Source organism: Rhodococcus sp. AZ1, assembly GCF_054979605.1.
The window spans coordinates 319,205-343,363 of the sequence record NZ_JBUEQF010000002.1 but is presented as its reverse complement, the minus strand read 5'-3'; the positions used below and the strand labels follow the sequence as shown (position 1 = coordinate 343,363).

Below are 24,159 nucleotides of genomic sequence, written 5' to 3'. Positions count from 1 at the left end.
TCTCACCTACCCGACGCCGGCAGACCGATCGAATCGGGGATCTGCGGCACCGAGATGCGGCGGCGGAACACCCAGTACGTCCAGCCCTGGTAGATCAACACCACCGGGGTGATGGCCAGGGCGGCCCAGCTCATGATGCCGAGGGTGTAGGAACTCGACGACGCGTTGCTCACCGTCAGCGAGAACGCCGGGTCGGTGGTGGACGGCATGACGTTCGGGAAGACGGAGGCGAACAGCAGGGTCACCGCACCGGCGACGACGATGCAGGTGGCGGCGAAGGCCCACCCTTCCCGTCCCCGCCGGGTCAGGACCGTCACCGCGACCAGCGCGGCGGCGGCCGCGATCACCAACGCCCACGTCCAGGTCTTGCCGTACGCGATCTGAGTCCACAGGGCGAATCCGGCCACGATCATCGCCACCGGCGCCGAGAGCGCCGAGGCCATGGCGGCAGCGTCGCGGCGCACCTCGCCGTCGGTCTTGAGGGCGATGAACACCGCGCCGTGCAGTGCGAACAGCGAGAGCGTGGTCAGTCCCCCGAGCAGTGCATACGGGTTGAGCAGGTCGAAGAACCCACTGGTGACCTGCTTGTCCACGTCGATCGCCACCCCGCGCACCACGTTCGCGAACGCCACGCCCCACAGCACGGCGGGCACCCACGAGCCGATGCCGATGCCGAGGTCGGCACGCTTGCGCCACACCGGGTCGTCGATCTTGCCGCGCCATTCGATGGCGCAGATGCGCAGGATCAACGCCACCAGGATCAGCAGGAGCGGCAGGTAGAAGCCCGAGAACATGGTGGCGTACCAGTCGGGGAAGGCCGCGAACAGCGCACCGCCGGCGGTGAGCAGCCACACCTCGTTGGCGTCCCACACGGGGCCGATGGTGTTGAGCACGGTGCGGCGCCGCTTCTCGGCGTGGGCGGGGGTGTCGCCGCGACCGAGTATCGGCATGAGCATCCCGACGCCGAAGTCGAAACCCTCGAGCACGAAGTAACCGATGAACAGCAGCGCCACGACCACGAACCAGAATTCGGGGAGTCCCATGATGAATCCTTGCCTTCCGTGACGGTGCTCAGTAGGCGAACGAGAGCGGTCGCGTCTCGTCCGTGTGGTCGTCGGATTCGGGTTCGTGCGGGTGCGCGTCGTGCTCGGACGGACCGGCGATCACGTAGCGGCGCATCAGGTACAGCCACACCCCGCCTAGGGCGGCGTAGAGCGTGGTGAAGGTGATCAGCGATGTGAGCACCAGGGCGACGGGATGATCGGAGACACCCTGATCGACCATGAGCCGAATGGCGTCGATGCCCGTGGGATTGGGCGCGACGATCCACGGCTGGCGGCCCATCTCGGTGAAGATCCAGCCCGCACTGTTGGCCAGGAACGGCGTCGGGATCACTGCGATGGAGAGCCGCCCGAACCACTTCTGATCCGGCACGCGCCCACCGCGGGTGAGCCACAGGCCGATCAGCGCGAGCGCTGCCGAGCCGGCGGCCAACCCGATCATCATTCGAAATGCCCAGTAGGTGACGAACAGGTTCGGCCGATAGTTGCCGGGGCCGTACTGCTGCTCGTACTGCGCCTGAAGTTGGTTGACGCCCTGCACGGTTGCGTCCACATCGTTCTTGGCCAGGAACGAGGTGAGACCGGGGATGGAGATCAGGTGCACCACGCTCTCGCAGTTGTTGTGGGTGCCGATGGTCAGCACCGAGAACGATGCGCCGGTCTCGGTGTCGCACAACGACTCCGCCGATGCCATCTTCATCGGCTGCTGCTCGAACATGAGCTTGCCCTGAATATCGCCGGTGACTCCCAGCGCGACACCCGAGATCATCATGATGACGAACGACATTCGAGCGGCCGGGCGGAACATGGTGCGTGCCAGGGTGGCATCGCCACGACGGACCGCGCGAACCATCCACCACCCGGAGATCCCGGCGACGAAGGTGGCCGCGGTGATGAACGCGCCCGCGACCGCATGCGGGAACGCCGCCAGCGCAGTGCTGTTGGTCAGGAGCGCGACGATGGAGGTCAGTTCCGCGCGGCCGGTCTCGGGATTGAACCTCGCTCCCACCGGGTGCTGCATCCACGAGTTCGCCGCGATGATGAAGAACGCGGAGGCGTTGACCCCGATCGCAACCATCCAGATGGTCGCCAGGTGCACCAGTTTCGGCAGGCGGCTCCATCCGAAGATCCAGAGCCCGAGGAACGTCGACTCGAGGAAGAACGCCACCAGGCCCTCGAGCGCGAGCGGGGCGCCGAAGACGTCACCGACGAAGCGGGAGTACTCGCTCCAGTTCATGCCGAACTGGAACTCCTGGACGATGCCGGTGGCGACGCCGAGTGCGAAGTTGATCAGGAAGAGCTTGCCGAAGAACTTGGTCAGCCGATACCAGTGGTCCTTGCCGGTGACCACCCACATGGTCTGCATGGCGGCCACCATCGGCGCGAGGCCGATGGTCAGTGGCACGAGGAGAAAGTGATAGACGGTGGTGATGCCGAACTGCCACCGTGAGACATCGAGAGCGTCCATGGTCCCGCCGGTCCTTCGCATAGGTCAGATGAGGGTCCTCACCTGCGAAGAACGCTACTACTACAGGTAGTAGTACACGAGCCTTTTCGGGCCGATGTGGCGACCGTTACCAGTGACCGTGAACACTCGCGAACCGGGCCACGGCGACGACCGAGAGCCGAGGGCCGGGGGCCGCACTGCCACGACTCGTGTTACCTTCGACGGGGAGGACGCTGGGTGGGAGTACGCGTCGGCCAGGGGGATTCTTCTGTGGGTGTTGGTTTCAACCCGCGCCACGTCGGGCATTCCGGTAACGCCAGCGATCACGCAGCGTCCAGACATGTTGCCGTTCTGACATGTCGCCGTCCTGGAATATCGACCACGCGCCGATATCGGCCCGAACACGGAAGAGGCTATGACCGAATCACTCACCCACACAGGCAATGTCGGCTCCGCGGGGGCAGGCGGCCCACAGGCCGGCACGATCGTCGACGCGTTCCGAGCAACCGTCGCCGCGCACCCGAACGCCGTGGCGCTCAAGAGCGCCGACACCGGAACCTCACTGACGTGGCGGCAGTACGCGCTGCGCGTGGAGGAGATCGCGGGCGGCCTGGCGGGTCTGGGTGTGGGCCACGGTGACGTGGTGGGTCTGATGCTGCGGAACCGCCCCGAGTTCAGCCTGGTCGACACTGCAGCGATGCACCTGGGCGCCACGCCCTTCTCGATCTACAACACCTCGAGCCCGGAGCAGTTCGCGTACCTGATGGGCCACTCCGGCGCCAAGGTTCTCGTGACCGAGGCGGCGTTCCTGCCGATCATCAAGGCCAGCGGTGCGTCATGGTCCTACCTGGTGGTGCTCGACTCCGCCACCGAGACGGCAACACCGAGCGGCGACGACGAGATCGCCTACGCCGACCTGGCCTCCCGTACACCCGAGGGCTTCGACCTCGCCGCGGCGTCCGCACAGGTGTCGCCGGAGGACCTGGTGACCCTGATCTACACCTCCGGAACCACCGGCACCCCCAAGGGCGTCGAGCTCACGCACTCGAACATCCTGTCCGTCGTGCACGCCTTCAACGCCGTCGCCAAGGCGGTCCCCGGCGAGCGGGTCATCTCCTACCTGCCCTCGGCGCACATCGCCGACCGCCTCATCGGTCACTACATGCCGATGGTCCTCGGCTGCCAGGTCACGTTCGTCGCCGATCCCACCACCATCGCCACCGCACTCCCGGCCGTGCGACCCAACCTGTGGCTCGGTGTGCCGCGGATCTGGGAGAAGATCCGTTTCGGCGTTATGGAGAAGCTCGACAACCCGCCGAACGCGGTGGTGGGCGCTCTCGGCTCCACAGCGCTGAAGCTGGGTCTGAAGAAGGTTCGCAACGGCGGTCGGCTCGGTCGCGTCGAGACGGCCGTGCTGTCCGTGCTCGACAAGGTGGTCCTGGCGAAGATCCGTTCCGCGCTGGGCCTGGACGAACTGCGTCTCGGGTACTCCGGAGCCGCGCCCATCGCCGCCGAGACGCTGGAGTTCTTCGCGGCGCTGGGCATCACCATCGTCGAGGTCTGGGGGCTCACCGAGACCTGCGCCGGAACCACCGTCAACCCACCGAACGCGATCCGCATCGGCACCGTCGGCAAGCCTGTGCCCGGGGTCCAGTTGGCCCTGGCGGACGACGGGGAGATCAAGGTGCGCGGTCCGGTGGTGATGCGCGGGTACCGCAACGACCCCGAGCGCACGGCCGAGGTCCTCGACGCCGACGGCTGGTTCTCCACCGGTGACATCGGCAAGATCGACGCCGACGGGTACCTGCGGATCGTCGACCGCAAGAAGGACATCATCATCAACGCGAGCGGCAAGAACATGTCGCCGTCGTTCATCGAGAACACCATCAAGAACGAGTTGCCCATCGCGCAGTCGGTGGTGGTGATCGGCGACGCCAAGCCGTACCTGGTCGCTCTGGTGGCTCTCGACGTCGTCGCGGCCTCGGCTCTGGTGGCCAAGGAGGGCCGGACCATCGACGATGCGGCCGCCCTGTCGAAGGACCCGGCTGTCGTGGCAGCGATCGACGCGGGTGTCGCAACGGCGAACGCTCGCCTGTCCCGGACCGAGCAGGTCAAGAAGTACAAGATCGTTCCGGATGCATGGGCACCGGGCGGGAACGAGCTGACCCCGACCCTCAAGGTTCGTCGGGCACCGGTTCAGCAGCAGTACTCGGCCGAGATCGAGAGCCTCTACGCCTGATCCGCTCGACAACCCCTGAAGTTCGACAAACCCTGCAGTTCGACAAACCCTGCCGCCCTACCCGGCTGCGACTGCGCGCTCGATCACCTCGCGCACGCGCTCGTCGCCGGTGTGGGGCGGCAGAGGTGTTCCATCGAGATCACGGACGCGGGCGGCGAGCGTGATCGAGGAGACCAGCCAGACGCTCTGCGCTGCGTGCAGATCCGCGGTGGTGAGCGGTGCGCGGCGACAGACGAAGCCGGCTTCTCGTGCATGCGGGAACATCACGTCCACGGTGGTACCCGGGAGGATGCCGAGTTCGGCCGGCGGACTGATCATCTCGTCACCACGAACGACCACCACGGACGAGCGCGGTCCCTCGAGCACCGTGCCGTCGGCGGCCAGGTAGATCACGTCGTCGGCCCCTCGGGACTGCGCGTGCCGCAACGCGGCCATGTTGGTGGCGTACGAGAGCGTCTTGGCCCCCAGCAGAGCCCACGGAATCTCCACTGCCGCCGACGGGGTGAAGCCGCGCTCGAGCGTGATCACCGAGATCCCGCTCGAGCGGACACGGGCAACACGGTCCGCGACCGGGCCGACAGTGACGAAGGCGGTCGGGGGCCCACCCCCCTCACGTCCGCGGCTGAGCAGCAGCCGCATCAACCCCTCCTCCGACACTCCCCACTCGCCGCAGGCCACGTCCACCGCGGCCGTCCAGGCGGGGAGGTCGGGGCGGGGCAGGTCGAGCATGTGCGCCGACCGTGCGAGCCGATCGAGGTGGGCCCCGAGCCAGCGGGGACGCCCGTCGCGGATCAGCACGGTCTCGAAAATGCCGTCGCCTCGGACCGCGGCCAGATCGTCGGCCATCAGAAGTGGCACGTCCGGGTCGTGCACCGCGCCGTCCAGGGTGACCAGCACGCGTATCGACATGCACGGATCGTAGGCCAGCCGCACCGGCCGTCACCGTCGGCGCCGGCCGCACCGATACGCCCCGTCGGCGCCACCTGCGCCGACCACCCGTGACACACTCGGGGGGTGACCGATTCTCTGCTCAGCCGTCCCGGCGCGGTCGCCTCCCCCGACTCGTCACCCGATGTCGGCACCGCGTGGCACTACGGTGACCCGTTGCGCGAACAGCGGGCCGCAGCCACGACGGCGGCAGTGGTCGACCGATCCAACCGGGCACTGATCTCGCTGGCGGGGTCCGAGCGGCTGACGTGGCTGCACACGATCTCGAGTCAGCACGTGGCCGACCTCGCCGACGGTCACTCCGCCGAGAACACCAGCCTCGACGCCAACGGCCGCGTGGAGCATCACTTCACGCTCACCGATCTCGCCGGGGTCACGTGGATGGACACCGACGCCGCGCACGGTGATCCGTTGCGCACCTTCCTCACCCGCATGGTGTTCTGGGCCGACGTCACCGTCACCGACGCGTCCGACTACGCCATGCTGACACTTCTGGGCCCGCAGGCCGGGGCCGTTCTGGCCGAGACCGGGCAGAGCGTGCCCGCCGAGCCGTACGACGCGGTGGCCCTCGCCGAGGGCGGTCTGGCCCGCCGGATGCCGTGGCCCGATCACGACACCATCGATCTGCTGATCCCCCGCGCCGACCTGAGCGCGTGGTTCGATCGCCTCGTCGCCGCCGGGGCGGTGGCAGCAGGGAGTTGGGCCTACGAGGCGCTGCGGGTGGCGGCCGTGCGCGCACGAGTCGACATCGACACCGACGAGCGCACCATCCCCCACGAGGTCGACTGGATCGGCGGGGTCGAGACCTTCGGCTCGGTGCACCTGGACAAGGGGTGCTACCGCGGTCAGGAAACGGTTGCGCGCGTGCACAATCTGGGCCGACCACCACGGCGGCTGGTACTGCTGCACCTCGACGGATCCGCCGACGGGCGACCCGAGCCGGGTGACGCGGTCACCGCCGCCGGACGGGCCGTGGGACGGGTGGGTACGGTGGTCGACCACTACGAACTCGGACCGATCGCCCTGGCCCTGATCAAGCGGGCCGTCCCTGTCGACACCGTACTCGAGGCCGGCCCCTGCGCCGCGTCGATCGATCCCGATTCCTACCACGCGGACACCGAGGTTCAGGCCGGGCGCGCAGCGATCGAGAAGCTCCGCGGCCGATGACCCGGGTCCTGACCGGGCGGCTGGACGCGATATGTGTTGTCGCACAGCTGCAACCACTGTCGACGGTGTACGGCGACACGGCCATCGACAAGCGTCCGGTGGCCGGCTCGGTGTACGTCGGGCGAGTCGGTGTGGACGGTGATCGATGCATCGATACCGCCGATCACGGTGGCGTCGATCAGGCCGTGTACGCCTACTCGGCCGAGGAGGCCCGACGATGGGCCGACGAGCTCGGACGCGATCTGCCACCGGGATGGTTCGGGGAGAACATGCGCACCACCGGGATAGCCGTCACCGACGCGGTGGTCGGATCGCTCTGGGAGGTCGGCACCACGGTCCTCGAGGTGGCCGGTCCACGGGTGCCGTGCGGCACCTTCGCCAGATGGGCGGGCGAGCCGCGGTGGGTCACCCGCTTCACCCGTCGCGGTGATGTCGGGGCGTACCTGCGGGTGCTGCAGGAGGGCACGGTGGCAGCGGGCGACGAGATTCGAGTGAGCCGGGTGCCCTCCCACGGGTGCACGGTCCGAGATCTGTTCGTCGGCACCGACCGCGGCAAGCTCGAGGCCCTGCTGGCCGAACCCGATCTCGGCGACAAGGTCTACCGATACGCCCGTGCGAAGCTGGCCCGATGAGCGTGCCCGTGGTCGAGGTGATCCGCTCCGGAGTGGTGGAGTGCGTTCATCACGGCTCGGTGGTGGTGCTGGACCCATCGGGTGCGGTGGTCGTCTCGCTCGGCGAGGTCGACGCTCCGATCCTGCCCCGCTCGTCCAGCAAGCCTCTTCAGGCGACGGCCATGCTGCGCTGCGGGTTCGAGCCGGTCTCCACCGACGAGTGCGCCATCTCCGCCGCCTCCCACGAAGGTGAGCGCGAGCACCTGCGGGTGGTGCAGGGCCTGCTCGATCGCAATGGCCTGACCGCCGACCACCTGCAGTGCCCACCCGCGTACCCCGGGCACGAGCTCACCCGGGTGGAGGTGATGGCAGCGGGTTTCGAGCAGTCGCCGCTGTTCATGAACTGCTCCGGAAAGCACGCCGCCATGCTCGCCACGTGCCAGGCCGCCGACTTTCCTCTCGAGACCTACACGCAGCCGTCGCACCCGCTCCAGGTCGCGGTCACCGACACCGTTCGTGAGCTCACGGGGGCGCCGGAGTCGGATCTCGCTGTCGACGGGTGCGGGCTGCCGATCGTTCCGGCGTCGTTGACCGGTCTGGCGCGCTCCTTCGCGACGCTCGTCACGGCCGAGCCGGGTAGCCACGAGCGGTCGGTGGCCGACGCGATGCGCGCGCACCCGGTGCTGATCTCCGGCACGGGCATGGCCGATGCCGTGCTGATGGCCGCTGCGCCCGGTCTGCTGGCGAAATCCGGCGCCGACGGGGTGTTCGTGGGGGCGCTACCGGACGGATGGGCGGTCGCGTTCCGTATCGCCGACGGCGGTGATCGTGCCCGGCTCCCACTGGCCGCGACCTTGCTGGCGACGGTGGTCGACACCCCGGGCGTTGATGATCTGACCACGACGGGAGTGTTCGGCGGCGGGCGCAGGGTGGGGCAGGTTCAGGTGAGCGACGTCGTGGGCCGTGCCGCACAAGCGGGGCGGGCGATCGCACGCTAGAGTGGCGTTCAGGAAGAAGACAATCTGACGGGGCCGCCGAAAATTCCCGGGCCGCCCCGCTACTCGCGAGGGGGTTAGCCATGGGCCGCGGCCGGGCTAAGGCAAAGCAGACCAAGGTAGCGCGCGAGCTGAAGTACAGCTCGCCGTCCACGGATTTCGACCGGCTCCAGAAGGAGCTCGCTGGGTCCCCCGACTCGCACCGCAGTTCAGTTCCCGAGCGTGAGCCGTCGCGCTACGAGGACGACGACTACGACGACTACCGCCGCTGAGCGGTCACCGCTGAACACACAGCAATGCGGGACGCCGGAAGGTGTCCCGCATTGCTGTGTGAGCGTTGTTGCCGTGTGAGCGTTGTTGCCGTGTGAGCTGTGACCGCTGTCAGAACCGCGGGTGGTCTCCGACGAGCACCGCGCGCGCGGCGGACGCGTCCGTCGCGGTGTGCACCGTGCCGAGCACCCAGCAATCTATGTGGCGCGCGGTGAGAACGGCGAGTGCACGGTCGACGTCTTCAGCGCCGACCACCGCCACCATGCCCACACCCATGTTGAAGGTTCGGTCCATCTCCGCCCGCTCCACTCGCCCCCGCTGAGCGATCATGGCGAAAACCGGAGCCGGGCTCCATGTCCCCCGGTCGAGTTCGGCTGTCAGCCCGGCCGGGATCACGCGGCCGAGGTTGTTCTCGAGCCCGCCGCCGGTGACGTGGCAGAACGTTCGAACATCGGTTTCGGCAGCCAGTGCGAGGCAGTCCTTGGCGTAGATGCGCGTGGGTTCGAGCAGTTCCTCGCCGAGCGTTCGCCCGAACTCCTCGACGTGCGCGCTCAGCGACATGCGGTCGATCTCGAGGAGAACCTTGCGGGCGAGGGAGTAACCGTTGGAGTGCAGGCCCGACGAGCCCATGGCGATGACCACGTCGCCGGGCCGCACACGATCGGGGCCGAGCACGGAGTCGGCCTCGACCACCCCGACCCCGGTTGCCGAGAGGTCGTAGTCACCGTCGCCCATCAGGCCGGGGTGCTCAGCGGTCTCGCCGCCGAGCAGTGCGCAGCCCGCCTCGATGCAGCCCTCGGCGATCCCTTGGACGATCTCGGCGACACGCTCGGGGATCACCTTGCCCACGGCGATGTAGTCCTGCAGGAACAGGGGCTCGGCGCCGCACACCACCAGGTCGTCCACCACCATGGCCACCAGGTCCAGGCCCACGGTGTCGTGCTTGTCCATCGCCTGCGCCACCGCGAGCTTGGTACCCACCCCGTCGGTGGATGCGGCGAGCAACGGTTCGCGGTAGCCGCCCTTGAGGGCGAACAGCCCGGCGAACCCGCCGAGACCGCCCACCACCTCGGGTCGGGTGGCCTTCTTCGCGAGCGGGCCGAACAGCTCGACGGCGCGATCACCGGCCTCGATGTCGACTCCGGCCGCAGCGTACGACGCGCCGGCCGATGGTCGTCCGCCCGAGTTGTGGGTGTCGTCGGTCATCGTCTGTTCCAGCTCCGTTGTCTGCTCGCTCGCCGCCCGCGGCGGTGGCGTCGGGATGTCGGCGACAACGCTACCGGAGTCGGTGTACACACCCCACCGCCCCGGTCACCGGGCGGAACGGCTCACCCGGGTATCGCGGCGATGAGCGCCCGCGTGTACTCGTGCTCCGGGTTTCGCAGAATCGCCGCGGGTGAGCCGAGTTCGACTATCGCCCCCGCCCGCATGACGGCCACGCGGTGTGCGAGCCGGTCGACCACGGCCAGGTCGTGGCTGATGAACAGACACGCGAAGCCCAGTTCGGCCTGCAGCTGTTCGAACAGCTCGAGTACTGCGGCCTGAACCGAGACATCCAGGGCGCTGGTGGGCTCGTCGGCCACCAGCAGGTCCGGCCCCAGGATCAGCGCCCTGGCCAACGACGCGCGCTGACGTTGGCCGCCGGACAACTCGTGCGGGTAGCGCTGGGCTGTGCCCGCGGGCAACTGCACCGAGTCCAGAATCTCCACCACGGCGGCGTCGATCTCGGCGCGTGTGCGGCGGGTGCGGTCGGTTCGCGCGAATCGAGACGGCCGGTGCACCAGCAGCGGTTCGGCCACGCACTGCCCCACCGTCAGGCGCGGGTTCAGGGCGGTCGACGGGTCCTGGAACACGAAGCCGAAGCGGCGCCGCAGTTCCTTCAGCGACGCCCCTCGCACGGCGGCGAGGTCGGTGCCCAGCACCTCCACCGTGCCGGCCGACGGCTTCTGCAGCGCTGCCACCACCCGTCCCACCGTGGACTTGCCCGAACCCGACTCCCCGACCAGGCCCAGGGTCTCCCCGGGGGCGAGGTCGAAGCTGACGGCGTCGACCGCCCGGAACGCCGACTGCCCGACGCCACCGGAGAACTCCACCACCAGATCCCGCACCCGCACCACGGGCTCAGGCACCGAGTCGGCGACGGCAGGACCGGCTCCACTCGGCGCGTCGGGCACCGCGGGGTCGAGGGTGAGGACCGCCGACAGCAGCGAGCGCGTGTACTCGGCCTTGGGTGCGGCGAAGAGGTCAGCGACGGGCGCTTCCTCGATCACCTCGCCGTTCCTCATCACCACCACGCGGTCGGCAATCTGCTTGACCACACCCATGTTGTGTGTGATCAGCACGATCGAGCAGCCGAGGCGGTCCTTGAGATCGCGCAGGAGCGCGAGGATCTCGGCCTGGACGGTGACGTCGAGCGCCGTGGTGGGCTCGTCGGCGATGATCACCTGCGCCTCGCACGAGATGGCAATGGCGATCATCACCCGTTGCTTCTGGCCGCCGGACAGCTCGTGCGGGTAGTAACCGAACCGACGCTCGGGGTCGGGCAATCCGACCATCGTGAGTAGTTCGACGGCACGTGCCCTCGCGTCGGTCCTGCTCATGCGCGAGCCGTCGGCGCGAGGGTGAGCGCGCAGGGCTTCGGTGATCTGGTACCCGACGGTGAACAGCGGATCCAGCGCGCTGCCGGGCTCCTGGAAGATCATCGACACGACTCGTCCGCGGATGCTCGTCCAGTCCTTCTCGCTCAGACCCGTGACCGGGCGGCCGTCGAGCACCACCTCGCCCTCGACCAGCGCGGTGTTCGGCAGCAGACCGATCGCGGTGCGCACGCTCACCGATTTGCCCGACCCCGACTCCCCCACGACGGCCAGCACCTCACCGCGTCGCACCTCGAAGGACACCGAGCGGGCGGCGCGCACGGGATCACCGTCGGTGGCGAACGTGACGGACACCTCGCTCAGCGACAGCGCACTCGGGTCGGGGGACAGGGCAGGTTTCTCGCTCACGCGCCACCTCCGACCAGACGACGACGGGTACGCAGCACCGGGTTCAGGGTCTCGCTGACGCTCTCGCCGACCATGGTCATCCCGAGCACCACCAGCACGATCGCGGCGCCGGGGAATATCGAGGTCCACCAGATGCCGTTGGAGATGTCGGGCAGTGCCTTGTTGAGATCGAAACCCCATTCCGCGGCGGAGGTGGGTTCGATGCCGAACCCGAGGAAACCCAGTCCGGCGAGGGTGAGGATGGCCTCGGCGCCGTTGAGGGTCGCGATCACCGGCAGGGTGCCGGTGACGTTGGCGAGGATGTGCCGGAACAGGATTCGCGGAGTGGACGCCCCGGTGACCCGCGCGGCGTCCACATATGGCTCGGTCTTGACCGAGACGGTGGCGTTGCGGATCACGCGGAAGTACTGCGGAACGAACACCGCCGTGATCGCCACGGCTGCCGAGAGCACACCGCCGAAGCTGCTCGACTGGCCGCCGGCCACCACGATCGAGACCACGATGGCCAGCAGGAGACTCGGGAAGGCGTACATCGCGTCCATGAACAGCACCAGCACGCGGTCCACCCAGCGGCCCACGTACCCCGACACCAGGCCCAGGGGTACACCGATCAGAACCGAGAGCACCAGCGACGTCGCGATCACCAGCAGCGCTGTGCGGGCGCCGAAGATCACCCGCGAGAACACGTCCTCACCGCGCACCGAGGTGCCGAAGATGTGATCTGCGCTCGGGGCGGCCTGGCGCGCGAAATCGACACCGTCGGAGGAAGTCTGGGCGAACCCGTAGGGTGCGATCAGCGGCGCGGCCAGTGCGGCGATCACGAACATCGCCACCAGCACCAGGCCGGCGATCAGCGTGAACCGCTGCAGACCGACGCTGCTGCGGATGATCCTGAGGCCCGGCACTCCTCGCCGAGGTGGGGGCGGGGCGACCCCGTCGACACCGGTCAGAGCCGTCATCAGAACCTCACTCGCGGGTCGATGAGGGCGACGATGGCGTCGGTGACGAAGCTGACCACCGCCACCACGATCGCCAGGAACGTCACGATGCCCTGGACGGCGACGAAGTCACGGGCCTTGAGGTATTGCGCCAGTTGATATCCCAGCCCCTGCCATTCGAAGGTGGTCTCGGTGAGCACGGCACCGCCGAGCAGGATCGCGATCTGCAGGCCGATCACGGTGACCACCGGGATCAGGGCGTTGCGGAAGGCGTGACGACGGGTCACCACACCCTGCGGCAACCCACGCGCCCGCGCTGCGTCGACGTATCCGGACTGCAGGGTCTGCAGCAGGTTCACCCGCACCAACCGCAGGAACACCCCGGCGGTGAGCAACCCCAGCGCCACCGCCGGCAGCACCGCATGCTTCAGCACATCGATCGTGTAGCCGGTGTCTCCGTAGAGGATCGAGTCGATGATCAGGATGTTGGTCTTCGGTGAGACGTTCTGCAGAGCCAGTTCGACCTTGGTGCTCGCCCGCCCGGCCACCGGCAACCACCCGAGCTTCACCGCGAAGATCAGCTTGAGGAGCATGCCCACGAAGAACACCGGCGCTGCGTAGAACAGGATGGCCAGGATTCGCAGGACGCCGTCGGAGATCGAATCTCGATGCGTCGCAGCGAAGAAGCCCAGCGGGATCCCTACCGCGAACGCCACCAGCAGTGCCCAGAACGCCAGTTCCAGTGTGGCAGCACCGTTCTCGAGCAATACCTCGCTGATGGCGATGTTGTTGGTCGCTGCGCGACCGAAATCGCCCTGCACCAACCTGGTGAGGTATTCCCAGTACTGGGTCAGGATCGGGCGGTCGTATCCTGCGGCGGCCCTGCGCTCGGCCACCTGGTCGGGGGGCAGGCGGCCACCGAGGGCAGCACTGATGGGGTCCCCCAGCACCCGCATGATGAAGAAGACGACCGTCACCAGGATCCACGCCGTCGGCAGGATCAGCGCGAACCTGATCAGCAGGTACCGGGCGAGCGCGCCGAACCGCGACGCGCTCGCCCGTGTGGTGTCCCCTGCCTGCTGCTCCGCCGTGTGCGTTCCCGGCTCCGACTCGTCCGCGGCCGCTTCGACCCCGCTCATCAACTCTTGCTGAGCGGGGTGAAGCGGAACTTGAACGACGCGTCGAGCGTGGTGTCCACGCCCTGCACGGAGTTGGTGCTGACCGCTATCTGCTTGCCCTCCAGCAGGGGGAGGGTGGAGATGAAGTCGGTGGCCATCCGCGTCTGGATGTCACCGATGATCTTGTCCCGGGCAGCCCTGTCCGCGGTGGTGCGCTGCTGGTCGATCATCGCGGTGATGTCCGGGTTCTCGAACCCGTTCTTGAGGAAGTTGTCGGGCGCGAAGAACGGGGTGAGGTAGTTGTCGGCATCGGGGAAGTCCGGGAACCAGCCCAGCTGGTACACCGGGTAGGTGTCCTTCACCCGCTCCTTGGTGTAGGTGCTCCACTCGGTGGACTGCAGGTTCACCGTGAACAGGCCCGTGGCCTCGAGCTGCGACTTCACGGCCGCGTACTCCTCGGACGAGCTCGACCCGTAGTGATCGGGGTTGTACTGCAGGTTCACCGCGACCGGGGTCTGCACCCCGGCGGCGGCGAGGAACTTCGCGGCCTCGTCCTTGTTCGGGGTGGCGCCGTAGACGTCCTTGAAGGCGGTGTTCGAGCCCTCGAGCCCACTGGGCACCACCGAGTACGCCGGGGTGTAGGTGCCCTTGTAGACGTTGTCGGACAACGCCTGTCGATCCACCGACGCAGCGACGGCCTTGCGCACGGCGAGTTTCTGCTCGGGTGTGCCGCCGGGCATGGTCCGGAAGTTGAACACGATGTAGCGCAGCTCGCCGCCGGGGCCGTTGTGCACGGTCAGCCCGTCGACGGTCTTCAGAGAATCGATGTCGGTGGGGGTCAGCGAGCGCCACGCGACGTCGATGGACTTGTTCTGCATGTCCAGCTTGAGGTTGTCCGCGCTGGTGTAGGTGCGCAGGGTGACCTTGCCGGTCTTCGGCGTCCCCAAAGCGCCCTTGTACCCGTCGAACTTCGAGAATGAGACCAGCGAGTTCTTCTCGTAGCTGTCGATCGAGTACGGCCCGGCGAAGGGTTTGGCCGCGGCGATGGCGTTGTCGTCCATGATCTTGTCGGCCGGGAACACCTTGGGATCGACGATGGGCCCGGCGTTGGTGGCCAGCGTCTGCGGGAACGTCTGGTCGTTGGGGGCCTTCAGGGTGAACTCGACGGTGGTCGGGTTCGGCGCGGCCGTGGACACCAGGTTGGCCAGCAGTGATGCCGGTCCGTTCGGGTCGTCGATCGCCACGATCCGATCGAACGAGAACTTGACCGCCTCGCTGGTGAGCGGGTTGCCGTTGGCGAAGGTCAGCCCGTCCTTCAGGGTGCAGCTGTAGACGGTGGGTGCGGTGAACTCGCAGCTCTTGGCGGCGTCGGGAACCAACGCGTCGCTGCCGGGGGCGAAGTTCATCAGGAACGGATAGACCTGGTTCATGATCGTGAACGAGCCGTTGTCGTAGGACCCGGCCGGATCGAGCGAGGACACCTGATCGGTGGTGCCGATCACCAGAGCGTCACCGTCAGAAGCGGTTCCGCTGTCGGTGCGACCGGAGCCGCAGCCGGCCACGGTCAGGGCTGCGACCGAGGCCAGGGCCACGAACACGGTCACCCGACCTACGGATCGATGCTTGGGGGCGCTCATGGCGGACGTCCTTCGTGGTGGTCGGATCGCAGGAACCCCGGCGGGCCGGGTTTCTGCGGAGGTTACCGACTACCGATGCGTTGCGCGCGGCAAACCGCGGATCCGCTCAGGGCCGCGAGAGGGCGCTGACGTTGTCAGCGCCGGACCCACCACTGCCACCCGCACCGGATGCACCGAGCGACGGCGCACCGGGTGAGCCGATTCCTTTCGCCGACAACCCTTCCAACACCGTCTTGCCCATCGCGGTCTCGGCAGGCAACTCGATCGGATAGTTACCGTCGAAGCACGCCGAGCACAGGCGCGACGCCGGCTGCTCGCTCGCGGCGATCATCCCGTCGATGGAGATGTAGCCGAGGGAATCGGCACCGATGGCCTGACGAACGCCCTCGAGAATGCCGTCCTCGGAGTCCATGCCGTTGGCGATCAGCTCGGCGGGTGAGGCGAAGTCGATGCCGTAGAAGCAGGGCCAACGCACCGGCGGTGAGGCGATGCGAACGTGGATCTCGAGCGCCCCGGCCTCGCGGAGCATCCGGATCAACGCCCGCTGAGTGTTGCCGCGCACGATCGAGTCGTCGACGACGATCAGGCGCTTGCCGCGGATCACCTCGCGCAGCGGGTTGAGCTTGAGCCGGATGCCGAGCTGGCGGATGGTCTGCGACGGCTGGATGAAGGTGCGGCCCACGTACGCGTTCTTCATCAGCCCCTGTCCGTAGGGGATGCCCGAACCTTGCGCGTATCCGACGGCGGCCGGGGTTCCCGATTCCGGCACCGGGATCACCAGGTCGCCGTCGGCGGGATGCTCGACGGCCAGGCGACGGCCGATCTCGACGCGCGTGGCGTGCACCGAGCGTCCCCCGATGACGCTGTCGGGGCGGGCGAGGTAGACGTATTCGAAGATGCAGCCCTTGGGTTCCGGGGTGGCGAAACGCGAGGACCGCACACCGTCGGCGTCGATCGCCAGCAGCTCACCGGGCTCGATGTCACGGACGAACGACGCGCCCACGATGTCGAGCGCTGCGGTCTCGGACGCCACCACCCAGCCGCGGTCGAGGCGACCGAGCGAGAGGGGACGCACACCGTGCGGATCCCGTGCGGCGTAGAGGGTGTTCTCGTCCATGAAGGTCAGGCAGAACGCCCCGCGCAGGGTGGGCAGCAACTCCATGGCGGACTGCTCGAGGGTGCTGTCCGCAGCGCCGTGTGCGAGGAGGGCCCCGACGACGTCGGAGTCCGATGTGCCGTTGCCGCGCCGCCCCGTCATCAGACCGGCTTCACGCGCACGGGAGGCGAGTTCGGACGTGTTGACCAGGTTGCCGTTGTGACCGAGCGCCACACCGCTGCCGGCGGCGGTGGTGCGGAAGATCGGCTGAGCGTTCTCCCAGGTGGTGGAACCGGTGGTGGAGTAGCGGCAGTGTCCGATGGCGACGTGTCCGGGCATCGCGCCGAGGGTCTGCTCGTCGAACACCTGGCTGACCAGCCCGAGATCCTTGAACACCAGCACCTGGGAGCCGTCGGCGACAGCGATACCCGCGGCCTCCTGGCCCCGATGCTGCAGTGCGTAGAGGCCGTAGTAGGACATCTTGGCGACGTCCTCGCCGGGCGCCCACACTCCGAAGACACCGCATTCCTCCCGTGGCTCGGCCTCCGGGGTGTCGTGCTCGACTACTGACACGTGTTGCGCTCCCTGGGTAGCTGGGCGTGCGTGGTGACTCGACGAACCGAAGTCTAGTGCCTGACCGGCGCGCAGCACGCCGTCGGCGCACCCCGGGACGGGTTTCGCCTGTGATCCCCACCTCCCCGTGCGTGCACACTGGAGTCATGCCGTCTCGCCTTCCCCCCGGAGTCGTTCCCGTCGTCCCTGGTCCCGGTCAGGAATCGGTATGGGACTACCCCCGTCCGCCGCGTCTGGAACGGGTGCGCACCCGCGCCGTCGTGCGCCTCGGATCGGCCCTGATCGCCGACAGCGCACACCCCTGGCGCGTACTCGAGACCTCACATCCCCCCACGTGGTACCTACCCCTGGCCGATGTCGATCCCTCCCGAATCCGCCGCTCGCGGGCACGGTCGACGATGTGCGAGTGGAAGGGCAGCGCCACGTACTGGGACATCCTCGGCGACGACGGCCCCGGCGGTGAGCCGACCGTGTTGGTGGCGGGCGGGTGGAGCTACGAGAACCCGACGCCGGCCTTCGCCGACATCGCCGGGGCGCTCTCGTTCTCCCCCGCGCAACTGACCTGCGAACTCGACGGTGAGCAGGCCCGGGCGCAGGAGGGCGGCTTCTACGCAGGATGGATCACCAACGCCGTCGTGGGTCCCTTCAAGGGCGGCCCCGGATCGTGGGGCTGGTGAGGGACAGGCTGGTGAGCGTTCAGTACACGTCGCGCGCGTAGCGCTTCTGCGCGATCAGGGCCTTCCGGTAGGCGAGGGCCTCGTCCTCCTCGAGCCGTCCGTGAACCGCGATGATCGACAGCAGCGCCTCGTCGACGTCGCGCGCCATGCGTGCGGCGTCGCCGCACACGTACAGGTGCGCGCCCGATTCGAGCCACCGCCACAGGTGCGCGCCGTGCTCGATCATCCTGTCCTGCACATAGATCCGCTCACGCTGGTCGCGGCTGAAGGCCAGGTCGAGTCGGTCGAGGAACCCGTCGCGAAACATGTCCTCGAGCTCGCTGCGATAGTAGAAGTTCTCGCTGGCGTGCTGGTCGCCGAAGAAGAGCCAGTTGCGGCCGGTGTGGCCCAGCGCGCGGCGGTGCTGCAGGAATCCGCGGAACGGCGCGATGCCGGTACCAGGACCGACCATGATCATGGGAGTCGACGACTCCGTCGGCGGCCGGAAGTGCGGTGACCGGGTCAGGAACAGCGGCACCTCGGTCTCGGCTGCCCGATCGGCGAGGAACGTCGAGCACACGCCACCGGCATCTGCGTAGCGCACCACGGACACCGTCAGGTCGATCACCTCGGGGCTCACCAGCGGCGAGGACGAGATCGAGTACTGGCGCGGCGCCAGGGGCGCGAGCACCGAGGTCCACTCCACCACATCGGCGCGAATCGGGAACGTCGTCAACAGGTCCGGGGCCTGGCGCCCGTGCAGCCACCGGTCGAGGTCGGTGCGGTTCTCCCGACGCATCAGCTTCGCGAGTTCGCCACTGCGGTTGCGGGCTCCGACGAACTCGAGCAGCCGGCGCGACACCGCGGACACGTCGTAGTGCACGGTCAGCGCCTCCCGCAGCGAGACCTCACGATCCCCCGCCGTCACGGTGTGCTCGCCGGACAACCCGGTGGCCGAGAGCCAGCGCTCGACGGTGCGCGGATCGTTGCGTGCGATCACCCCCAGAGAGTCACCCGGCTCGTATTCGGCTCCGCCGGTGTCGAATCCGAAGCGGCGCACCTCCTTGGCCGACGAGGGTCCGGAGAGCACCTCGTTGTGCGCCAGCACTGCCATCCCCGGTCTGGCTCGGGTGAAGAGCGGGGCCGCCGACTCCGCTGTGCCGGTTGTACGGGGTTCCGGCGAGCGGGGTTCCGGCGAGCGGGGTTCCGGCGAGCGGGGCTCGGTGCGGGTGGGGGCATCGGCACCGGCCAGCGCCGCGGTCGCTCGGCCGAGCCAGCTTCGCGCGGACGCGTCGTCCCCCGGCTCGCAGCGCACCAGGTCCAGACGCCGATGGGCTCCGAGTGCTGCGAACCGCTCGTCGATTCGACGGGCGTGCCCACAGAAGTCGTCGTAGGACGAATCACCCAGTCCCAGAACGGCGTACGACAGTCCGGCCAGGGCGGGCGCGGAGTCGGCCGCCAGACGGTCCCAGAAGTCCGCCCCGTTGTCGGGGGGGCCGCCCGCACCGAACGTGCTCGACACGACGAGCACCTCCGTGGCAGCCGCGAGCACCGCGAGATCGCAGTCGTCCATCTCCATGGCCGTCACCGCCAGCCCGCAGCCGGTCAGGGTGGCTGCGGCAGTCTGCGCGAAATCCTCGGCGGTGCCGGTCTGCGATGCCCACAGCAGCAGCACGCCCGGCCGCGTCGAGGCCGCCGAGTCCTGCGCGCCGGTGTTCTCCCCGACGTCCTCGGGCGCTCGCGAGAACCACCCCGCCAGGGTGCCGTCGACCCACGCCCGCACGTCCGGTCGCACCGGCGCACTGCTCGGCAGCACGGGCACGCCCACCACACCGGCACCCAGCGCGCCGAGAAACCCCCCGACGTAGAGCTTCTCGGCATCGGTGAGTATCGGTGCGGTGGCGTCGTCCACCCCGAGGGTGACGGCCAGGGCAGTGCTCTGCCGCGATCCCGATGCCGGTTCGCGCGAGGCGATCTCGGGCATCGGGACCGGTCGCAGGGATACCGCGCAAGCCTTGAACTCCGGTTGCAGCGAGAGCGGATCGACGGCGTCGTGCGTGACGGCGTTGATGGTCAGACCCTCACCCTGGGCGTCGTTCCAGTGGAACGGTACCCAGCAGGCACCGACGCGTACCCGATCGGTGATCACCGCGGGCAGCACCGCGGTGCCACGGCGCGAGGAGATCTCGACCGGAGCACCCTCGCGCGCGCCGAGAACGATGGCATCGTCGGGATGGATCTCCACGAACGGGCCGGGGTGGAGCCGATTGAGCTTGGCCACCTTCCCGGTCTTGGTCAGGGTGTGCCAGTGATGCTGCAGCCGACCGGTGTTGAGCACCATCGGGTACCGGTCGTCCGGCATCTCGGCGGGATCGATATGCGGGCGTGGGAAGAACACCGCGCGACGGCTCGGTGTGGCGAACGCGAGCGCGGGACGGTGCCCGTCGGCGCCTCGATGATCGTGCTGGCTCACACCGTCGTTGAGGTAGCGGATGGGGTGTCGATGGTCGTCGTCGCCGGGCGGTGCGGGCCACTGCACGGGACCGCGACGCAGGCGCTCGTGATCGACACCGCGCAGATCGTATCCGGTTCGGGGATTCGAGAACCCCGTGATCTCGTCGAATACATTTGCAGCGCAGGCATAGTCGAAGGCGTCACCGAAACCGAGGGCCGTTGCGACGTCGCAGATCAAGCGCCAGTCCGGGCGTGCATCGCCGGGCCCGGCCACACAGCCGCGGGCGAGGGTCAGGGTGCGCTCGGAGTTGATCATCACCGAGTCCGATTCCGCCCACAGTGTGGCCGGGAGCAGAACGTCGGCATAGGCATTGGTGGCGGTGTCGGTGAAGGTGTCCTGCGAGATCACCAGCTCGGCTCGCTCGAGGCCGGTGATCACGGTCGAGCGATTGGCCACGGAGGCAACGGGATTGGTACAGATGATCCACACCGCACGTATGTCGCCGCGGGCCAGTCCACCGAACATCTCGATGGTGCCGGGACCGACCTCGGTGCGGATGGTGCCCTCGGGCAGCCCCCAGCGTGTCTCCACGAACGTGCGATCCTCCGCGGAGAGCACCGCGCGCTGGCCGGGCAGGCCCGGCCCCATGTACCCCATCTCGCGGCCGCCCATGGCATTCGGCTGACCTGTCAGTGACATCGGACCACTGCCCGGTCGGCAGATCGCGCCCGTGGCCAGGTGCAGATTGCACAGCGCGTTGGTGTTCCACACCCCGTGGGTGCTCTGGTTCAGGCCCATCGTCCAGCACGACATCCAGTTGCCGGATTCACCGATCCACGTCGCGGCAGTGCGGATGTCCGCCTCGGCAAGACCGGTGATCGCAGCCACGCGGTCCGGGGTGTAGTCGGCCAGGAACCCTCCCATCGCCTCCCAGCCCTCGGTGTGCTCGGCGATGAACTGCTCGTCGATATGTCCGCCGTCCACCAGCAGCGCGAGGATTCCGTTGAGCAGCGCGAGGTCGGTGCCGGGAGCTATCTGCAGGAACAGGTCGGCGCGATCGGCGGTGGTGGTGCGACGTGGGTCCACCACTATCAGCTTGGCCCCGGCATTGAGCCGATCGACCATCCGCAGGTAGAGGATCGGGTGGCAGTCGGCCATGTTGGAGCCGATCACGAAGAACACGTCGGCATGATCGAAGTCGTCGTACGAACCGGGTGGACCGTCCGCGCCGAGAGAGAGCTTGTAGCCGGTACCCGCACTCGCCATGCACAGACGCGAGTTCGATTCGATATGCACCGTTCGCAGGTAGCCCTTGGCCAGTTTGGTCGCCAGATACTGCGCCTCGAGCGACATCTGGCCCGATACGTAGAGAGCGACGGCGTCGGGCCCGTGCTCGTCCACGATCGCTCGCAACCGCGCCGCTGCCGTGGCCACCGCGTCGTCGACGGATACGGGGGTGCGTGCGGAGCCGCGACCGAGGAAGGCGGTCTCCATGCGGCCGCCGCCGAGCATCATCTCCGCGTGCGTCGCCCCCTTGGTGCACAGTCGCCCGCGGTTGGTGGGGTGCTCCTTGTCACCGGAGACCCTGGTGATCACGTCCCCGGCGCTCTCGACCACGATGCCGCAGCCGACACCGCAGTACGAGCACACCGTGCGCGTGCGGGTGGGGTCGGCCATGGCCCCATCGTGACCGAGGCGTCGTTCGCTCTCGTTGCCCCGGAGTTATCTCTTCATCACACCGACCTCACGGGCGGGTGGGCCCAGCGGTGAGCGGGCTCGGCGGTGGAGACCGGTCAGAGACGAACCAGCGGGAGCCAGTGCGCAATCTCGCCCGCCCGCATCCCCGACACCGTCAGGGCAGGTGAGGCCGTGTCGACCGGGATCCGCCCCGTGACCATCAGCAGCCACGTGCGTGGATCGGTCTCCACCACGTTGGGCGGGGTGCCGCGCGTATGTCGCGGCCCGGCAATGGCCTGCACGGCCACGAAGGGGGGTACCCGAATCTCCACGGATGCTCCCGGCGCGGTCTGCTCGAGGGTGCGGGCGCTGAGGCGAACCGCGGCGGCGAGCTCGGCACGCGAGGGCGCCGGGGCCGAGTCGTCGTCGAGCCACCCGGCCACCGCGGTGAGCGCGGCACGCAACTCGGCCGGGTCGATGCGCTTGCCCATCGGCCGCCCTCCTATTTCTCCGGACCGTCGGCGTTGGCGAACTCGATCATCACCCGTCGCACCCGCTCGGTGTCCGCCGACGTCCACCCGGGCGGTGCGGCCACGGCCGCGAACCCGTCGAGCACGGTGGTGCCGTAGTTGTGCCCGTGGCCGTCCGGCACCCCGGCGGCGTTACCGAGGTCGGCGCTGACCTGCCAGAACGTGACGAACGGGAACCAGCGCATGCTGGGTAGGCGATCATCGCCGGGCGGCTCGGAGAGCCAGTCGGGGCGACGGGTGATCAGGCTGGGATTCCACCACACCACCGGATCGGAGGGATGCGCGATGTAGAGCACGCGCGGGAACTGCCACTCCTGCGGCGACGCGGCGGCATCGGTGGTGACATCGGAGCCGTTCGCGGCGAACCGCACCAGCAGACCGTTGGCGTACACGGGCTCGACCTGGGTGCTGCCGGGATCGCGGCGGCTGACATACGTTTCCCACAGGCGGTTGGAGTTGGGCGGTCCCACCCACAGCACGCCGTCGACCTTGCTCCGAATGTCGGCGATGTCGGCGAACGCACCCTCACCGGCCTGCGTTCCCAGGCTCTCGCCGTAGATGTAGAGCTTGGGTCGGGTTGCGGGCGGCTCGAGTTGCCATCGCGAGCGCACCGTGTCGATCAGGGTTCGCCCGGCCGCGCCTGCTTTCTCCCGGTCGAAGAGGAACGAGATCCAACTCGGCAGGTAGGAGTACTGGCTGGCAACCAGGGCCACGTCGCCGTCGTACATCAGCTCCACTGCGCGCGCGGCGGTGGGATTGACCCAGCCGGTGCCCGTGGTCGGGATGACCACGATCGCCTTGCGGGTGAAGGCGCCGGTGCGTTCGAGTTCGCGAACCAGCAGCTCCGCGCGCTCCTCCGGGGTGGGCGCTGATTTCAGGCCGACGTAGATGCGGACCGCCTCCTTGGACGGCCGTCCGGTCGCCTCCGTCATCTGCTGCTGGGACAGGCCGCCGGTGACGAAGTTGCGCCCCTCGAACCCGAGGGTGTTCCAGGCGACGGTGGAGCCGGGCCCGCCTGATCGCTCCGCGGCCGTCGGCGGCTCCACCCCGTCACGAGTGGTGCCGTTCTGGGTGCTGAACACCGAACTGGTCACCGCCAGTGCCCCGTCGAGCAGCACACCCTGTACGAACGCGCCGACCAGAACCACCACCAGAACGAGTCCGAGGAGATTGGCCAGCGCGGTGGGTAGGCGCACCCAGCGCCGGATCTGACGCGCGATGAACCGCGTGGCGTCGCGGAGCAGCCGCGCGACGGCGATGAGGAGCGCGGCGATCAGCAGGGCCAGGATGCCCGTACGCAGGATGGAGGTCGACGACATCCCCTGGGCGTCCATCAGCGCGGCCAACTGGTCCTGCCATCGCGCCGAGACCACGAGCATCACCGACACCGAGATCAGCGCCGCGGCCACCACGGCGGTCCGCAGCCAGAACCGCGGACGCCACCGCAGTGGCCACCACGACTGTTGCTGCAGGTAGAGACGGTCGACCAGGAAGGCGACGAACACCCCCACCCAGTACCCGATGGCGGCGGTGATGCCGGTGACCACGCCCTGGTAGAACCAGTCGCGCGGGAGCAGCGAGGGCGTCAGCGACCAGCACACGAACAGTGCCGACATCGCGATCCCGGTGAAGTTCAGGTGCAGCAGCGACCAGAGCCAGCGCGCTGCAGGGTGCCGGCGCATGGTCACCACGGCCGTGTGCAGCACGTAGTCGGGCAGACTCTCGAGACCCTCGAG

At 68.4% G+C, this 24,159-nt stretch carries 18 protein-coding genes; 6 read left to right on the top strand and 12 right to left on the bottom strand.

Going from position 1 to position 24,159, the window contains the following annotated elements; translation table 11 throughout:
- Positions 1-2: 2 nt before the first annotated feature.
- Both cydB and ACY48E_RS03960 read right to left on the bottom strand, forming a co-directional pair.
- Positions 3-1,043, bottom strand: a complete 1,041-nt coding sequence (gene cydB, locus ACY48E_RS03965) for a cytochrome d ubiquinol oxidase subunit II (RefSeq protein WP_462870797.1) — start codon at positions 1,041-1,043, stop codon at positions 3-5.
- 28 nt (positions 1,044-1,071) lie between these two features.
- Positions 1,072-2,529 carry a cytochrome ubiquinol oxidase subunit I gene (locus ACY48E_RS03960; protein WP_462870796.1) on the bottom strand — a complete coding sequence of 486 codons (1,458 nt, stop codon included), beginning with the start codon at positions 2,527-2,529 and terminating at the stop codon, positions 1,072-1,074.
- Positions 2,530-2,923: 394 nt separating this feature from the next.
- On the opposite strand from ACY48E_RS03960, the gene ACY48E_RS03955 reads away from it, so the two are divergent.
- Positions 2,924-4,747, top strand: a complete 1,824-nt coding sequence (locus tag ACY48E_RS03955) for an AMP-dependent synthetase/ligase (RefSeq protein WP_462870795.1) — start codon at positions 2,924-2,926, stop codon at positions 4,745-4,747.
- Positions 4,748-4,804: 57 nt separating this feature from the next.
- Here ACY48E_RS03955 and ACY48E_RS03950 read toward each other — a convergent pair whose 3' ends face one another.
- Positions 4,805-5,656 carry an aminodeoxychorismate lyase gene (locus ACY48E_RS03950; protein ID WP_462870794.1) on the bottom strand — a complete coding sequence of 284 codons (852 nt, stop codon included), beginning with the start codon at positions 5,654-5,656 and terminating at the stop codon, positions 4,805-4,807.
- Between the two features lie 105 nt (positions 5,657-5,761).
- Between ACY48E_RS03950 and ygfZ the strand changes: the two genes are divergently transcribed.
- The 4 genes from ygfZ to ACY48E_RS03930 all read left to right on the top strand — a co-directional run bounded on the left by ygfZ (position 5,762) and on the right by ACY48E_RS03930 (position 8,740).
- The gene (ygfZ, locus tag ACY48E_RS03945; protein ID WP_462870793.1) at positions 5,762-6,862 is read left to right on the top strand and encodes a CAF17-like 4Fe-4S cluster assembly/insertion protein YgfZ; all 1,101 of its coding nucleotides are present in this window, start codon (positions 5,762-5,764) and stop codon (positions 6,860-6,862) included.
- A complete protein-coding gene (locus tag ACY48E_RS03940; RefSeq protein WP_462870792.1) occupies positions 6,859-7,494 on the top strand; it encodes an MOSC domain-containing protein in 636 nt (211 codons plus the stop codon). Before ygfZ ends, ACY48E_RS03940 begins: the two co-directional genes overlap by 4 nt.
- Entirely contained in the window at positions 7,491-8,471 is a 981-nt protein-coding gene (locus tag ACY48E_RS03935; RefSeq protein WP_462870791.1) for an asparaginase, read from the top strand. Before ACY48E_RS03940 ends, ACY48E_RS03935 begins: the two co-directional genes overlap by 4 nt.
- Before the next feature lie 80 nt (positions 8,472-8,551).
- Positions 8,552-8,740 carry a DUF3073 domain-containing protein gene (locus ACY48E_RS03930; protein WP_462870790.1) on the top strand — a complete coding sequence of 63 codons (189 nt, stop codon included), beginning with the start codon at positions 8,552-8,554 and terminating at the stop codon, positions 8,738-8,740.
- 109 nt (positions 8,741-8,849) lie between these two features.
- On the opposite strand, the gene purM is transcribed toward ACY48E_RS03930, so the two are convergent.
- From purM to purF, 6 genes are all read right to left on the bottom strand, one after another.
- Positions 8,850-9,944, bottom strand: coding sequence for a phosphoribosylformylglycinamidine cyclo-ligase (gene purM, locus ACY48E_RS03925; protein WP_462870789.1), 1,095 nt, complete (start codon positions 9,942-9,944; stop codon positions 8,850-8,852).
- Between the two features lie 122 nt (positions 9,945-10,066).
- Entirely contained in the window at positions 10,067-11,743 is a 1,677-nt protein-coding gene (locus ACY48E_RS03920) for a dipeptide ABC transporter ATP-binding protein (protein ID WP_462870788.1), read from the bottom strand.
- Complete coding sequence (locus ACY48E_RS03915; protein WP_462870787.1) at positions 11,740-12,702, bottom strand: ABC transporter permease; 963 nt, start codon at positions 12,700-12,702, stop codon at positions 11,740-11,742. The genes ACY48E_RS03920 and ACY48E_RS03915 overlap by 4 nt, the downstream gene beginning before the upstream one ends.
- Complete coding sequence (locus ACY48E_RS03910) at positions 12,702-13,820, bottom strand: ABC transporter permease (RefSeq protein ID WP_462870786.1); 1,119 nt, start codon at positions 13,818-13,820, stop codon at positions 12,702-12,704. Before ACY48E_RS03910 ends, ACY48E_RS03915 begins: the two co-directional genes overlap by 1 nt.
- Positions 13,820-15,436 (bottom strand): ABC transporter substrate-binding protein, encoded by a 1,617-nt coding sequence (locus tag ACY48E_RS03905; RefSeq protein WP_462870785.1) that lies wholly within the window; start codon positions 15,434-15,436, stop codon positions 13,820-13,822. The genes ACY48E_RS03910 and ACY48E_RS03905 overlap by 1 nt, the downstream gene beginning before the upstream one ends.
- Positions 15,437-15,542: 106 nt before the next feature.
- Positions 15,543-17,105: an amidophosphoribosyltransferase gene (purF, locus tag ACY48E_RS03900; RefSeq protein WP_462870784.1), complete on the bottom strand. Its 1,563-nt coding sequence runs from the start codon at positions 17,103-17,105 to the stop codon at positions 15,543-15,545.
- A 146-nt stretch (positions 17,106-17,251) separates the two neighbouring features.
- On the opposite strand from purF, the gene ACY48E_RS03895 reads away from it, so the two are divergent.
- Positions 17,252-17,782, top strand: a complete 531-nt coding sequence (locus tag ACY48E_RS03895; protein ID WP_462870783.1) for a DUF427 domain-containing protein — start codon at positions 17,252-17,254, stop codon at positions 17,780-17,782.
- A gap of 19 nt (positions 17,783-17,801) precedes the next feature.
- Here the strand turns inward: ACY48E_RS03895 and ACY48E_RS03890 are convergent, their stop codons facing one another.
- The 3 genes from ACY48E_RS03890 to ACY48E_RS03880 form a co-directional block, all read right to left on the bottom strand.
- On the bottom strand, positions 17,802-21,893 hold the full coding sequence (locus tag ACY48E_RS03890; protein ID WP_462870782.1) for a molybdopterin-dependent oxidoreductase: 4,092 nt from the start codon (positions 21,891-21,893) through the stop codon (positions 17,802-17,804).
- A gap of 116 nt (positions 21,894-22,009) precedes the next feature.
- Positions 22,010-22,384: a sterol carrier family protein gene (locus ACY48E_RS03885; RefSeq protein ID WP_462870781.1), complete on the bottom strand. Its 375-nt coding sequence runs from the start codon at positions 22,382-22,384 to the stop codon at positions 22,010-22,012.
- An 11-nt stretch (positions 22,385-22,395) separates the two neighbouring features.
- Positions 22,396-24,105 carry an alpha/beta hydrolase gene (locus ACY48E_RS03880; protein WP_462870896.1) on the bottom strand — a complete coding sequence of 570 codons (1,710 nt, stop codon included), beginning with the start codon at positions 24,103-24,105 and terminating at the stop codon, positions 22,396-22,398.
- Positions 24,106-24,159 lie beyond the last annotated feature (54 nt).

Bases quoted from the DNA above. Each gene is read 5' to 3' on its own strand.
- cydB (WP_462870797.1), bottom strand. From the start codon at position 1,043: ATGGGACTCCCCGAATTCTGGTTCGTGGTCGTGGCGCTGCTGTTCATC.
- ACY48E_RS03960 (WP_462870796.1), bottom strand. From the start codon at position 2,529: ATGGACGCTCTCGATGTCTCACGGTGGCAGTTCGGCATCACCACCGTC.
- ACY48E_RS03955 (WP_462870795.1), top strand. From the start codon at position 2,924: ATGACCGAATCACTCACCCACACAGGCAATGTCGGCTCCGCGGGGGCA.
- ACY48E_RS03950 (WP_462870794.1), bottom strand. From the start codon at position 5,656: ATGTCGATACGCGTGCTGGTCACCCTGGACGGCGCGGTGCACGACCCG.
- ACY48E_RS03940 (WP_462870792.1), top strand. From the start codon at position 6,859: ATGACCCGGGTCCTGACCGGGCGGCTGGACGCGATATGTGTTGTCGCA.
- ACY48E_RS03935 (WP_462870791.1), top strand. From the start codon at position 7,491: ATGAGCGTGCCCGTGGTCGAGGTGATCCGCTCCGGAGTGGTGGAGTGC.
- ACY48E_RS03930 (WP_462870790.1), top strand. From the start codon at position 8,552: ATGGGCCGCGGCCGGGCTAAGGCAAAGCAGACCAAGGTAGCGCGCGAG.
- purM (WP_462870789.1), bottom strand. From the start codon at position 9,944: ATGACCGACGACACCCACAACTCGGGCGGACGACCATCGGCCGGCGCG.
- ACY48E_RS03915 (WP_462870787.1), bottom strand. From the start codon at position 12,702: ATGACGGCTCTGACCGGTGTCGACGGGGTCGCCCCGCCCCCACCTCGG.
- ACY48E_RS03910 (WP_462870786.1), bottom strand. From the start codon at position 13,820: ATGAGCGGGGTCGAAGCGGCCGCGGACGAGTCGGAGCCGGGAACGCAC.
- ACY48E_RS03905 (WP_462870785.1), bottom strand. From the start codon at position 15,436: ATGAGCGCCCCCAAGCATCGATCCGTAGGTCGGGTGACCGTGTTCGTG.
- ACY48E_RS03895 (WP_462870783.1), top strand. From the start codon at position 17,252: ATGCCGTCTCGCCTTCCCCCCGGAGTCGTTCCCGTCGTCCCTGGTCCC.
- ACY48E_RS03890 (WP_462870782.1), bottom strand. From the start codon at position 21,893: ATGGCCGACCCCACCCGCACGCGCACGGTGTGCTCGTACTGCGGTGTC.
- ACY48E_RS03885 (WP_462870781.1), bottom strand. From the start codon at position 22,384: ATGGGCAAGCGCATCGACCCGGCCGAGTTGCGTGCCGCGCTCACCGCG.
- ACY48E_RS03880 (WP_462870896.1), bottom strand. From the start codon at position 24,105: ATGCGCCGGCACCCTGCAGCGCGCTGGCTCTGGTCGCTGCTGCACCTG.